The sequence below is a fragment of the Micromonospora sp. B11E3 genome (assembly GCF_039871625.1).
Taxonomy (GTDB): domain Bacteria; phylum Actinomycetota; class Actinomycetes; order Mycobacteriales; family Micromonosporaceae; genus Micromonospora.
The window spans coordinates 75,064-87,508 of sequence record NZ_JBDPMC010000004.1; the positions used below are offsets into that span (position 1 = coordinate 75,064).

The following is a 12,445-nucleotide window of genomic DNA, read 5'->3' on the forward strand; positions in this document are numbered from 1 at the left end:
CCCGTGCCCGACCTCGGCGTGGGCAGCAGGCTCAGCCGTGCCAGGAGCGCCAGAGGGCGGCGTACGAGCCACCGGCGGCCACCAGCTCGTCGTGCGAGCCCAGCTCGGTGATCCGGCCGCCCTCCACCACCGCCACCCGGTCGGCGTCGTGGGCGGAGAAGAGCCGGTGCGCGATGGCGACGACCGTCCGGCCCTCCAGTACGGCGGCCAGCGACCGCTCCAGGTGCCGGGCGGCCCGGGGGTCGATCAGCGAGGTGGCCTCGTCCAGGACCAGGGTGTGCGGGTCGGCCAGCACCAACCGGGCCAGCGCGAGCTGCTGCGCCTGGGCCGGCGAGAGCGGGTGCCCGCCCGCGCCGACGATTGTGTCCAGCCCCTGCGGCAGCGCGTCCGCCCAGTCGAGCGCGTCGACGGCGGCCAGCGCGGCCCGGACCCGGGCGGGCTCGGCGTCCGGCCGGACCATGGCCACGTTGTCGGCGAGCGTGCCGATGAAGACGTGGTGCTCCTGGCTGACCAGCGCGACGTGCCGGCGCAGCTCGGCCAGGGGCAGGTCGTCCAGCGGCCGGCCGTCCACCGTCACCGACCCGGCACGCGGGGCGTGCACCCCGGCCAGCAGCCGACCCAGGGTGGACTTGCCCGCCCCGGACGGGCCGACCATCGCCAGCCGCTCCCCCGGCTCCAGCACCAGGGTCACCCCGTGCAGGACGTCCCGGCCCTCGCGGTAGGCGTACCGGACGTCCCGGACGGCGAGCCGGGGGCCGTCGGCGCGCCCACCGGCCCCACCACCCCGGTCCTGGCCCTGCTCGCGGCGCTGCGGCGACTCGTCGCCGTCGACCGGGAAGCTGGCGTCGACCGGGAAGCTGCCGTCGGCCGGGAAGCTGCCGTCGGCCGGGGGCCTGTCGTCGGCCGGGGACCTGTCGTCGACCGGGGACCTGTCGTCGTCGGCGGGGGCGGCCACGCCGAGCAGGCGGGCCATCGAGGCGCCGCCCACCTGGAGCTCGTCCAGCCAGACCAGCAGCCGGTCGACCGGGTCCACGAGCTGCTGCGCGTAGAGGGTGGCCGCGGTGACCTGGCCGAGGCTGACCCAGCCCTTCAGGTGGAACCAGCCGCCGATGACCAGGGTGGCGACCACCGGCACCACGTACCCGAAGTCGGCGACCGGGTAGAAGACGGTGCGCAGGTTGAGGGTGTACCGCTCGGCCGCGTACGACCGGCGGATGTCGGCGTCGGTGCGGACCCGGCGGCGGCCCGGCTGCCGCAGCGCGTCCGTCGTCCGCGCCCCCTCGACGGTCTCGCTGATCCCGTCGGTGATGTCCGAGTAGGCGGCGTTCTGCCGCAGGTAGCCCGCCGGCGCCCGGCGCAGGTACCACCGGGTGCCCGCCCACAGCATCGGCACCGCGAGCAGGCCGGGCAGGACGAGCAGCGGACCGGTGAGCAGCAGCGCGCCGAGGATGAACACGACGGTGACGAGCGCGACCAGGGTCTCCGGCCCCGCGAACCGGACCGTCTGGGACAGCGCCGAGACGTCCCGGGACGTCCGGGTGAGCAGGTCGCCGGTGCCCGCGCGCTCCACGGTGGACAGCGGCAGGGCGAGCACCCGGTCGACGAACTCCTCGCGCAGCTCGGCCAGCACCCCCTCGCCGAGCCGGGCGGAGGCCAGGTAGGCGTACCGGACCAGCACCGACTGGACCAGCACGAACCCGCCGATGACCAGCGCGATCCGGTCCACGGTGACGGTCGACACGCCCCGGGAGATGCCCTCCACGAGGTCGCCGAGCAGGCGCGGCGCGACCAGCCCGGTCGCCGCCGCCAGCGCGTGCAGGCCGAGCGCGGCGGCCAGGGCGCGCGGGTGGCGGCGGACCAGGGTGCGGGCGTACCGGCGGACCTGGTCGGCGTCGGCGACGGGCAGCGCAGTGGCCATCAGTCCTCCCCCCGGCGGACCGCGGCCGCGTAGCGCGGCTCGGCGGCCAGCAGTTCCTCGTGCGTCCCCTCGGCCACCACCTTGCCGTCCTCCACGAAGACGACGCGCTCGGCACGGCCCAGCACCAGCGGGCTGGTGGTGCAGACCAGGGTGGTGCGGCCGCGCCGGGCCGGCCCGAGCCGCCCGGCGATCCACGCCTCGGTGTGCGCGTCCACCGCGCTGGTCGGCTCGACCAGCACCAGCGTCTCCGGGTCCGCGACCAGCGCCCGGGCCAGCCGCAGCCGCTGCCGCTGGCCGCCGGAGAACTCCCGGCCGCGCTCGGCGACCGCGCTGTCCAGCCCGTCGGGCAGCGCGTCGACGATGTCCGTGGCGCCCGCCGCGTCGAGGGCCGCGAGGATGGTCGCCGCGTCGGCCGTGTCGTGCGGGTCCAGCTCCGCGCGCAGTGGCCCGGTGAACAGGTGCGCGTCGTTGTCGGCCACCAGGATCCGCTCCCGCACCGTCGCCAGCGCCAGGTCCCGCAGCGGTACGCCGTGCAGCGTCGCGTCCCCGTCGACGTACCGGCCGAGCCGGTCGGCGATCGCGGCGGCGTCCTCGGGCGCGGTAGCGGCCAGCGCGGTGAACCGGCCGGGCGGCACGACCAGCCCCGACTCGACGTCCACCAGTTCCCCCGGGCCCTCGGGCAGGGTCGCCGGCCGGGCCGGGTCGACCAACTCGGGCGTGGTCCGCAGCAGCCCGATCACCCGCCGGGCGGCGACGTGCCCCAGGGTCAGCGAGTCCACCGCCTCGGTGAGGTTGCGCAGCGGGCTGACCAGGAACGCGGTGTAGCCGTAGAAGGCGACAAGCTGCCCGGCGCTGATGTCGCCGCGCAGCGCGAACCGGGCGCCCAGCCACACGACCAGCACCAGGAACGCGCCGGGCAGCAGGACCTGGGCGGCCTCCAGCAGCGAGTCGACCCGGGCCACCCGGAGGCCGTCGGCGCGCAGCGCCTGCGACTGCGCCCGGTACCGGGCCGAGAGGACCGGCTCGCCGCCGATCCCGCGCAGCACCCGCAGCCCCGAGACGATGTCGACGGCGCGGGTGGTCAGCGCCCCCTCCGAGTCCCGGTACGCCTGCTGGCGGTGGTGCAGCGGCCGGATGAGCAGCGCCACCAGGGCCATCTGCAGCGGCACCCCGAGCACCACGACCAGCCCGAGCGGCACCGAGGTGGAGAGCAGGATCACCGCCACGGCGACGATCCCGACCAGCGAGCCGGTGCCCCGGGCGAGGATGTTCATGGCGTGGCCGAGGTGGGAGATGTCGGACGTACCGATGCTGACCACCTCGCCCGCCGCGACCCGGCGGGGCAGCTCGGAGCCGAGCCGGTTCGCCGCGCCGACGGTGAGCTGCACGGTCCGGTACGCGGCGGCCAGCCAGTTGTGCACCGCGAAGCGGTGCCGCAGGATGGCGGCCACCGCCTGGAGCAGGCCCAGCCCCAGCAGCGTGAGCCCCCAGGTGAGCAGCGCGCCCTGGTCGCGGTGGGTGAGGCCGGCGTCGACGGCCCGGCCGACGACGGCCGGCATCAGCGCCTGGGCGCCCATCCAGAGCACGCCGAACGTGATGGCGGTGCCCAGGAGCACCGGGTGCCGGCCGGCCAGCCACACCATGTAGCGGGCCGGCGACCGGTCGTCGGGTACGCCGGGTTCACCGGCCGGTTCGAAGCGCATGACAGGTCGACGTTAGGCGGCGGGAACCCCGCCGCGCCAACCCGATCCCCCGCCGGGTCCACACAGGCCGGAGATCCGCGGCCCGGGCTCGGCGGCGGCCCCAGGCCGGGCGGCCTGTCGGATTCAGCGATCGACCTGGGTGAAGTCCCAGGAGTGCGGCGGCCGGGCGACCAGCGTGGGCGGCGGGTCCGGCAGCGTGCGCGGGTTGCTCCGCCACTTCGAGATCACCACCACCCGGTGGTCGGTCGAGCTGAACACCTCGCTGGACAGGTGCAGCGGGTCGTGGTCGAGCTCGGGCAGCGCGGTCTCGCAGACCCAGGTGATCAGGTCGGCGAAGCCGTACGACTCCGCCCGCGCCTCCCACATCCGTACAATCACGGTCGTCCTCCCCTCGCGATCGTCAGACGCTGACGGTGGTCAGCGGCAGGGCCGAGTCGGCCGGCAGGTCGAGCCGGCTCGGCGCGACGCCCGCGGCGACCAGGTGCGAGCCGAGCGCCGCCACCATCGCGCCGTTGTCGGTGCACAGCCCCGGCCGGGGCACCCGGACCCGGATGCCGAGCTTCGCGGCCCGGTGCTCGGCCATCGCCCGCAGCCGGGAGTTCGCCGCCACTCCCCCACCGACCACCAGCGTCTCCACGCCGTGCGCCTGGCAGGCGGCCAGCGCCTTCGCGGTCAGCACGTCGCACACCGCCTCCTGGAACGACGCGGCGACGTCGGCCACCGGCACCGGCTCACCGGCCCGCTCCCGGGCCTCCACCCAGCGCGCCACCGCGGTCTTCAGGCCCGAGAAGGAGAAGTCGTAGCGGTGGGCGGCGAGGTCCCGGGCGGCGGTCAGCCCCCGCGGGAAGCCGATGGCGGCGGCGTCGCCGGCCCGGGCCTCCCGGTCGATGTACGGCCCGCCGGGGAACGGCAGGCCGAGCAGCCGCGCCACCTTGTCGAACGCCTCGCCGGCGGCGTCGTCGATCGTCGCGCCGAGCGGGGTCACGCCCCGGGCCAGGTCGTCGACGAGCAGCAGGGACGAGTGCCCGCCGGAGACGAGCAGGGCCACCGCCGGCTCGGGCAGCGGGCCGTGTTCGAGGGTGTCCACGGCGACGTGCGCGGCCAGGTGGTTCACCCCGTACACCGGCTTCTCGGCGGCCAGCGCGTACCCCTTGGCGGCGGCGACGCCGACCAACAGGGCGCCCGCCAGGCCGGGCCCGGCGGTCACCGCGATCGCGTCGACGTCGGCGATGGTCACCCCCGCCTCGGCCAGCGCCCGGTCCATGGTGGGCACGATGGCCTCCAGGTGGGCCCGGCTGGCCACCTCGGGCACCACCCCACCGAACCGGGCGTGCTCGGCCACGCTGGAGGCCAGCGCGTCGGCAAGCAGGGTGTGCCCGCGCACGATGCCGACACCCGTCTCGTCGCAGGAGGTCTCGATGCCGAGGATCAGTGGTTCGTCAGCCATGGTCAGTCCTGACTCCGTCGCATGACCAGCGCGTCGGTGTTGCTCGGTTGGTAGTAGCCGCGCCGCACCCCGATCGGCTCGAAGCCGTACGTCGCGTAGAGCCGCTGGGCCGGGGCATTGTCCGCCGCGACCTCCAGCAGGGTGTGCCGCGCGCCGCGGCGGGCCGCCTCGGCGAGCAGCGCCTCCAGCAGGACCCGGCCGACGCCGCGCCGCTGGGCGTCCCGGCGGACGGCGACGTTCTGCACCCACGCCTCGTCCGGCGGCGCCACCATCAGCCCGGCGTAGCCGAGCACGCCGCCGCTGTCGTCGGTGGCATCGGCGTCGAGGGCGACCAGGTAGAAGTGGCCGTTGGCCAGCTCGTTCCAGAACATCGCGGCCGACCAGCGCTCCGCGCCGAACAGGTCCGCCTCGATCGGCAGCACCTGCTCCACGTGCCACCAGCGGAACCGCTCCAGCCGCACCCCGGCCGGGGTCACGGTGTCACCTGAGCTCGCGACTGCGGGGCTCGCAAAACCGGCTCACTCCTCGCGCTCACGATTCCACCTCGGTTCGCGACTGCGGGGCTCGCAAAACCGGCTCACTCCTCGCGCTCACGATTCCACCTCGGTTCGCGACTGCGGGGCTCGCAAACCCGGCTCACTCCTCGCGCTCACGGCGTCACTTCGGTCGGTGGGAGGACCGGCTTGCGGGCGGTGGCCGCCACGGCGTCCGGGCGGCGCAGGTAGAGCGGGGTGAGCGGGTCGCCGGGCGCGCCGGCCCGGATCCGCTCGGCGGCCAGCGCGGCGAGCGCGGTCGGGTCGGGGTAGCGGGGCTCCGGGCGCAGCGGCAGGCCGAGGACGTCGGCGTACCGGTGCGCGCCGTCGCCGACCGCGACGGTGACGGCCAGGTCGCGGGCGCGCTGGGCGGCGACGGCGGGCGCGGACACGTCCGGGCCGGCGATCCGCTGGCCCGCGCCGTCGTAGATCGCCCAGTAGATCTCCCGGCGGCGGGCGTCGCTGGCCGCGAGGACCGGCTCGCCGGCCGCCGCCGGGTGGCCGATCGCGTCCAGCGAGCAGACGCCGTACGTCGGAACGCCCAGCACCTGGCCCATCGTGGCGGCGGTGACCAGCCCCACCCGCAGCCCGGTGAACGGGCCGGGACCCAGCCCGGCGACGATCGCGGCCAGGTCGGCGGGGCGGGCGTCGACGTCCGCGAGAACCGCGTCGACCTGGGGCGCGAGCAGCTCGCCGTGCGCGCGGGCGTCGACGGTGCACCGCTGCGCGCGCGACGCGACGCCGTCCGCCGTGACCTCGACCAGCGCCGCGGTCACCGCGGGCGTCGAGGAGTCCACCACCAGTACGAGCACGGATGCCACCCTAACCGGCCCGCCGGTCACCCCGCGTGACCCCCCGGCCCGGCGCGCGACACCTCCCCGCCCGGCGGACGACACCTCCCCCGCTCGGCGCGGACGGCACCACCCGGGGTGCACGACGCACGACACCCGCCGCCCCCGGGGCGGACGGCACCGCCCGGGGTGCACGACGCACGACACCCGCCGCCCCCGGGGCGGACGGCACCGCCCGGGCCCGACGCCCACATCGGACGGTCACCGCCCCGTCATGTCGTGACGGGGCGGTGCGGCCCGGTCAGCCGGCCGACCGCTCCCAGTCGATCGTCGGCAGGCCGGCGTCGGCGAGGGCCTTGTTCGTCGCGCTGAACGGGCGGCTGCCGAGGAAGCCGCGCGGGTTCATCGGGCTCGGGTGGCCCGCCTCCAGCACGACATGCTGCGGGTTGGTCACCAGGGCCGCCTTCTTGCGGGCGTACCCGCCCCAGAGCAGGAAGACGACCCGCTGGTCGAGGGCGTCCAGGGCGCGGATGGTGGCGTCGGTGAACTCCTCCCACCCCTTGTTCGCGTGCGAGCCGGGGGTGGCCTGCCGGACCGTCAGCACCGAGTTGAGCAGCAGCACGCCCTGCGCGGCCCAGCCGTCGAGGTTGCCGCCGCGCGGCTTGGCGACGCCCAGGTCCTCACTCAGCTCCTTGAAGACGTTGCGCAGCGACGGCGGGACGGGCACCCCGGGGCGGACGCTGAAGCTCAGCCCGTGCGCCTGCCCGGCCTTGTGGTACGGGTCCTGCCCGAGGATCAGCACCCGGCAGTCCCGCGGCGCGCACAGCCGGTACGCCGAGAACAGGTCCTCGACCGGCGGGAAGACGGTCTGGGTGGCGTACTCCCCGGCGACGAACTCGGCCAGGGCGGCGGTGCGGGCCGGGTCGAGGTGCGGGGTGAGCACGGCACGCCACTCGTCGGGCAGCAGGCCGAGCAGGTCGAGGGCGGGGGCGTCGTCGGGCATCGGCAACCTTTCGCAGTCGGTCGACCCTCTTCCTACCAGCCCCCGCCGACACCCCCATCGCAAGGACCGACAGTCGAGGGACGGATTCCGCAGGACGGCGGAGTCGGAGGGTGGTTCTCCTGGCGGCGGCACGGTTCGCACCCCGATCGCAGCGGCGCCTCGGAAGACGACTGGTACGTTGCGCGCCGCCTGGAGCTGGACGTCGCCAGTCTGGGCGAGACGCTGGACGAGGCCCTGGCCGACCTGCGAGGTCTACCTCGACCAGGTTTCCCAGCCGGCGATCGAGGCGACCCTGCTCGTGCCGTCATTCCAGGTCGGCAACGCCATGGCCGTCTCGATGTTGGCAGCTCAGCTACTTCCTGCCCGGCGTGTCGAGTTGCTCGTGCGTCAACGTCCGCGCGCCGGCCGCCGGTCGAGCGGTGCCGGCGGCTACCGGAACCGAGCGTCCTACGACAACCGGTACGACCCGTCAGGCGAGCGCGGTGATCCGGTCCGCCCAGTCCCCGCCGGCCGGCTCCAGCTCGACCACGCGGGTGTCGTCGTCCCGGCGGTCGACGCGAACCCGCAGGTGGGCGTCCACCAGCTGTTCCACCAGCCCCTCGCCCCACTCGACGACGGTGACCGAGTCGTCCACCGAGGCGTCCAGGTCGAGGTCGTCGATCTCGGCGCGCGGGTCGCTCGCGTCCCCGAGCCGGTACGCGTCGGCGTGCACCAGCGCCACGGTGCCGCCGCGCGCGGGGTCGGGCCGGTGCACCCGGGCGATCACGAAGGTCGGCGAGGTGACGTCGCCGTGCACCCCGAGCCCGGCGCCGATGCCCCGGGTCAGCGCGGTCTTGCCGGCGCCGAGCGGGCCGGTGAGCAGCAGCAAATCACCGGCGCGCAGCACCCGGGCCAGCCGGCGTCCGAAGGCGTGCGTGTCCTCGACGGTCGGGAGCGTGACGACGACGCTCACGGCACCTCCGCGGAAACGACGCTCACAGGGCCTCCAGGAAGCGGATCAGGGCGGCATTGACCTCGTCGGCGTGCTCCAGCATCACCACGTGCCCGCTGTCCGGGACCCTGAGGAACTCGGCGTGCGGCAACCTCCGCACGATCTCCTCCGAGTGGGCCACGGGGGTGATCGTGTCCCGGTCGCCGACCACCACCAGCACGGGGGTGCCGGCCAGCGCGGCCAGCGCCGGGTGCCGCGAGTGGGTGGCGATCGTCCGCAGGTAGCGGGTGACCGTGTCGGCCGAGGTCCGGGAGTTCATCTGCTCGACGTACGACACCAGGGCCGGGCTGGGCCGCCGGGAGCCGAAGCCGTACCTGCGGGTGAGCAGCCAGGCGACGTCGGACCTGGACCGGCGGGCCGCGTCGATCACCGTGCCGCCGTACCGGGTGGCGTTGCTCATCATGAACAGCACCGGGCCGCCCACCCGGCCCAGCAGGGCGGGCGCGACCAGCCTGCTCTCGGCGAGCAGGCCGCCCGAGGTGGCGACCAGCACGGTGCCGACCACCCGGTCGCCGAACAGCTCCGGGTACAGCTCGGCGAACGCCATGATGGTCATCCCGCCCATCGAGTGGCCGACCAGCACCAGCGGCCCTTCGGGGGCCGTCCGGTCGATCACCCGGCGCAGGGTGCGGCCGAGCGCGCCGAGGTCGTACTCGCCGGTCTCCAGCCGCCCCGATTGGCCGTGCCCCGGCTGGTCGTACGCGACGATCCGGTGCTCGCCCCGCTCGGCGAGCAGCTTGCGCTGGAAGTGGAACGTCCCCATGTCGAGGCAGAAGCCGTGCACCAGGATCACGGTCGGGTTGCCGGCGACGGGGCGGGTCGGCTCCACCACCTCGACGTGGATGTCGGTGCCGTCCGGCAACTCCAACCGGAACGACTCGTCGCACCGCTGCTCACCGAAGACCTCGTCGGCGTACGGGTCGGCCGGGTCGGCCTTGAGCCGGCGGACGAGGACACGCTCGCTGACGACGCCGGCCGCGAGCCCGGCGGCGGCGACGCCGACGACCGCCCCGACCACTCCCGCCACCCGGCCGGCGGCGGTACGCGGCCGGGGGATGCGGAACCTGCGCCGGCTCACCGGGCCCACTCTCCGTTCGCGACCGCGGGGCTCGCTCCGCAGCGCCCCTCGCGCATCACCGGGCCCACCTTCCGTTCGCGACTGCGGGGCTCGCTCCGCAGCGCCCCTCGCGCATCACCGGGCCCCCGTCACGGGCGCTCGCCGTCGTAGACACGGGGCACCCGGACCCCGCCGAACCGGGTGACGATCTCGTAGTTGATCGTGCCGACCGCGTCAGCCCAGTCGTCGGCGGTGGGCTCGCCGTCGGTGCCGGGCCCGAACAGGGTCGCCACGTCGCCGGCCGCCACCGGGTCGTCTCCGCAGTCGACCATGACCTGGTCCATGCAGACCCGGCCCGAGATGGTCCGCCGCCGGCCGGCGAGCTGCACCGGCCCGACGTTCGAGGCGTGGCGGGGCACCCCGTCGGCGTAGCCGAGCGGCACCACGGCCAGGTTCGCCTCCCGCTCGGTGACGTACGTGTGACCGTACGAGACGCCGGTGCCGGCGGGCACCCGCTTGGTGAGCATCACCCGGGCCCGCGCGGTCATCGCCGGGCGCAGCCCGAACCGCTCGCCCGACACCGGCGACAGGCCGTAGGTGGCGAGCCCGGGCCGGACCAGGTCGAAGTGGGTGTCCGGGCGGGTCAGCGTGGCCGCGGAGTTGGCCAGGTGCCGGTAGCGCGGGCGCAGCCCGGCCCGCTCGACCATGTCCAGCCCCTCGTGGAAGACCGCGAGCTGGCGGTCGGTGGTGGGATGGCCCGGCAGGTCCGCGTACACGAAGTGGCTCCACACCCCGACCACCTCGACCAGGCCGTCGGCCTGGGCCTTCGCGGCGGCCTCCAGCAGCGCCGGCCAGTCGGCGACGGTGGCCCCGCCCCGGGACAGCCCGGTGTCGATCTTCAGGTGCAGCCGGGCCGGCCGGCCGGCCCGCCGGCTCGCCTCGATCATCTCGTCGAGCTGCGGCAGGCTGGCGGCGGCCAGGTCGACCCCGGCGGCGACCCCGTCGTGCAGCGGCAGCCCCGGGGCGAGCAGCCAGGCCAGCACGGGCGCGGTGACCCCGGCCCGGCGCAGGGTCAGCGCCTCGTCGAGGGTGCAGACGCCGAGCCAGTCCGCCCCGGCGTCGAGCGCCGCGCGGGCCGCGGGGACCATCCCGTGGCCGTACCCGTCGGCCTTCACCACCGCCATCAGCTCCGCGCCGGTCCCCGACCGCAGCAGGGCCACGTTGTCACGGATTGCGTCGAGATCGACGCGCACCTCGGACTGCCACATGACCCCAGCCTACTGACCACGCTGATCATCCCGGGGCGGAGCCGCCGGACCGGGCGCGCCGGCCGCGCCGCCCGCCGCTGGTCGGGGCGCGCCGGCCGCGCCGCCCGCCGGTGGTCGGGACGCCGGATGTCAGGACAGCCGGGCGAGGACCGGCCGGAGGGCGGCGGCGACGTCGGAGGCGGTCACCGGGCCACCGCGGGCCGCCTCCCGGCCGGCCAGCCCGTGCAGGTACGCGGCGGCGGCCGCCGCCCGTTCCGGGGCCAGCCCCGCGGCGAGCAGCGAGCCGAGCAGCCCGGCGAGCACGTCGCCGGTGCCGCCGGTGGCCAGCGCGGCGGTGCCGGTCGGGTTGACGTACGCCCGGCCGTCGGGGGTGGCGATGATCGTCCGGTCCCCCTTGAGCAGCACGACCGCGTTCATCCAGGCGGCCAGGCGCAGCGCGGCGGCCGGCCGGTCGGTGCCGGGCAGCTCGCCGCAGAGCCGGGCGAACTCCCGGTCGTGCGGGGTGACCACGATCGGGGCGTCCCGCCTGCGCAGCCGGTCCGCCATCGACCCGTCGACCAGCAGGGTCAGCGCGTCGGCGTCGAGCACCACCGGGACCGGCGCGGCGAGCACGGCGCGCAACTCGGCCGCCGCATCCTCGCCAGTGCCCAGGCCCGAGCCGCAGACCCACGCCTGCACCCGCCCGGCATCGGCGACCCGGCCCGTGGCGATCGCCGACGGGTGGTGGTGCAGCACCTCGTCCCGGGCGCTGCCGGCGTACCGGACCATCCCGGTCGGCCCGGCGAGCGCGCCGCCGACGGAGAGCACAGCGGCCCCCGGGTACGTCGCCGAGCCCGTCGCCACCCCGACCACGCCCCGGCTGTACTTCTCCGCCGCCGGCCCGAGCTCCGGCCACCAGCCGACCACGTCCGACCACTCGGTGACCCGCAGCGCGGGGCTGCCGCGCAGCCACGGCCCCAGCCCGATGTCGACCAGCTCGACCTCCCCGGCGAGGGCGGCGGCCGGGCCGACCACCAGCGCCGGCTTGAGCGCGCCGAACGCGACCGTCACGTCGGCCCGGATCGCCGTGGGCCGGCCGGACGCGGCCGGCGGGACGTGACCGGTGTCGACGGCGACCCCGCTCGGCACGTCCACGGCGACCACGGCGGCCCGGGCGCCGTCCCGGCCGCGCAGCCCGGGCAGCTCGGCGGCGAGCCGCTCGGCCGCCTCGCGCAGGCCGCCCGTGCCGCCGATCCCGACGATCCCGTCGAGCACCACGTCGACCACGGCGGGCGGGCCGTCGACCAGCCGTCCCCCGGCGGCGCGCAGCGCGGCCAGCCCGTCGCCGTGCGCCCGCCCGGGGCTGAGCGGCAGGGCCGAGACGGCGGCGCCCCGGCGGGCCAGGTGGGCGCCGGCGTACAGGGCGTCGCCGCCGTTGTCGCCCGTCCCCACCAGCAGCAGGACCCGGGCCCCGTACACCCCGCCCCGGTCGGCGAGGAGGAGCGCGCAGCGGCGGGCCAGCCCGGCGGCGGCCCGCTTCATCAGCGTCCCGGCGGGCAGGCCGGCCATGAGCGCGGCCTCCGCCGCCCGTACGTCCCCGACCCGCCACACCGGCTTCATGCCACCACGTCCCGTCCGTACCCGTGCCGGCCGCGCCCCGGCCGGTACGCGCGCAGCGGCGTCCGCGCCGTCGCCCGGGCGAACCGCCCGACCGGGACGACGTCGGTGCCGACAGCGACGACCACCGCCTCACCC

The 12,445-nt window shown here is 76.3% G+C and carries 12 protein-coding genes; all 12 read right to left on the minus strand.

The features are described from left to right. Nucleotides 1-31: 31 nt before the first annotated feature. Nucleotides 32-1,918: an ABC transporter ATP-binding protein gene (locus ABGB16_RS03535; protein WP_347666501.1), complete on the minus strand. Its 1,887-nt coding sequence runs from the start codon at nt 1,916-1,918 to the stop codon at nt 32-34. Continuing rightward, entirely contained in the window at nt 1,918-3,621 is a 1,704-nt protein-coding gene (locus tag ABGB16_RS03540) for an ABC transporter ATP-binding protein (RefSeq protein ID WP_347666502.1), read from the minus strand. Before ABGB16_RS03540 ends, ABGB16_RS03535 begins: the two co-directional genes overlap by 1 nt. Before the next feature lie 123 nt (nt 3,622-3,744). After that, nucleotides 3,745-3,999, minus strand: coding sequence for a hypothetical protein (locus tag ABGB16_RS03545; protein WP_347666503.1), 255 nt, complete (start codon nt 3,997-3,999; stop codon nt 3,745-3,747). A 22-nt stretch (nt 4,000-4,021) separates the two neighbouring features. After that, nucleotides 4,022-5,068 carry a tRNA (adenosine(37)-N6)-threonylcarbamoyltransferase complex transferase subunit TsaD gene (tsaD, locus tag ABGB16_RS03550; RefSeq protein ID WP_347666504.1) on the minus strand — a complete coding sequence of 349 codons (1,047 nt, stop codon included), beginning with the start codon at nt 5,066-5,068 and terminating at the stop codon, nt 4,022-4,024. 2 nt (nt 5,069-5,070) lie between these two features. Then, nucleotides 5,071-5,529: a ribosomal protein S18-alanine N-acetyltransferase gene (gene rimI, locus ABGB16_RS03555; RefSeq protein ID WP_347666594.1), complete on the minus strand. Its 459-nt coding sequence runs from the start codon at nt 5,527-5,529 to the stop codon at nt 5,071-5,073. A 188-nt stretch (nt 5,530-5,717) separates the two neighbouring features. Beyond that, nucleotides 5,718-6,413 carry a tRNA (adenosine(37)-N6)-threonylcarbamoyltransferase complex dimerization subunit type 1 TsaB gene (gene tsaB, locus ABGB16_RS03560; protein WP_347666505.1) on the minus strand — a complete coding sequence of 232 codons (696 nt, stop codon included), beginning with the start codon at nt 6,411-6,413 and terminating at the stop codon, nt 5,718-5,720. A 280-nt stretch (nt 6,414-6,693) separates the two neighbouring features. Beyond that, nucleotides 6,694-7,395, minus strand: a complete 702-nt coding sequence (gene ung, locus ABGB16_RS03565; RefSeq protein WP_347666506.1) for a uracil-DNA glycosylase — start codon at nt 7,393-7,395, stop codon at nt 6,694-6,696. Between the two features lie 469 nt (nt 7,396-7,864). After that, entirely contained in the window at nt 7,865-8,347 is a 483-nt protein-coding gene (gene tsaE / locus ABGB16_RS03570; RefSeq protein ID WP_347666507.1) for a tRNA (adenosine(37)-N6)-threonylcarbamoyltransferase complex ATPase subunit type 1 TsaE, read from the minus strand. 22 nt (nt 8,348-8,369) lie between these two features. Next, nucleotides 8,370-9,464: an alpha/beta hydrolase gene (locus ABGB16_RS03575; protein WP_347666508.1), complete on the minus strand. Its 1,095-nt coding sequence runs from the start codon at nt 9,462-9,464 to the stop codon at nt 8,370-8,372. Between the two features lie 128 nt (nt 9,465-9,592). Next, nucleotides 9,593-10,711, minus strand: a complete 1,119-nt coding sequence (gene alr / locus ABGB16_RS03580) for an alanine racemase (protein WP_347666509.1) — start codon at nt 10,709-10,711, stop codon at nt 9,593-9,595. A gap of 129 nt (nt 10,712-10,840) precedes the next feature. Then, nucleotides 10,841-12,310, minus strand: coding sequence for an NAD(P)H-hydrate dehydratase (locus tag ABGB16_RS03585; protein WP_347666510.1), 1,470 nt, complete (start codon nt 12,308-12,310; stop codon nt 10,841-10,843). Further along, nucleotides 12,307-12,435: a hypothetical protein gene (locus tag ABGB16_RS03590; RefSeq protein WP_347666511.1), complete on the minus strand. Its 129-nt coding sequence runs from the start codon at nt 12,433-12,435 to the stop codon at nt 12,307-12,309. Before ABGB16_RS03590 ends, ABGB16_RS03585 begins: the two co-directional genes overlap by 4 nt. Between the last annotated feature and the right edge of the window lie 10 nt (nt 12,436-12,445).

Bases quoted from the DNA above. Each gene is read 5' to 3' on its own strand.
- ABGB16_RS03535 (WP_347666501.1), bottom strand. From the start codon at position 1,918: ATGGCCACTGCGCTGCCCGTCGCCGACGCCGACCAGGTCCGCCGGTAC.
- ABGB16_RS03540 (WP_347666502.1), bottom strand. From the start codon at position 3,621: ATGCGCTTCGAACCGGCCGGTGAACCCGGCGTACCCGACGACCGGTCG.
- tsaD (WP_347666504.1), bottom strand. From the start codon at position 5,068: ATGGCTGACGAACCACTGATCCTCGGCATCGAGACCTCCTGCGACGAG.
- ung (WP_347666506.1), bottom strand. From the start codon at position 7,395: ATGCCCGACGACGCCCCCGCCCTCGACCTGCTCGGCCTGCTGCCCGAC.
- alr (WP_347666509.1), bottom strand. From the start codon at position 10,711: ATGTGGCAGTCCGAGGTGCGCGTCGATCTCGACGCAATCCGTGACAAC.
- ABGB16_RS03585 (WP_347666510.1), bottom strand. From the start codon at position 12,310: ATGAAGCCGGTGTGGCGGGTCGGGGACGTACGGGCGGCGGAGGCCGCG.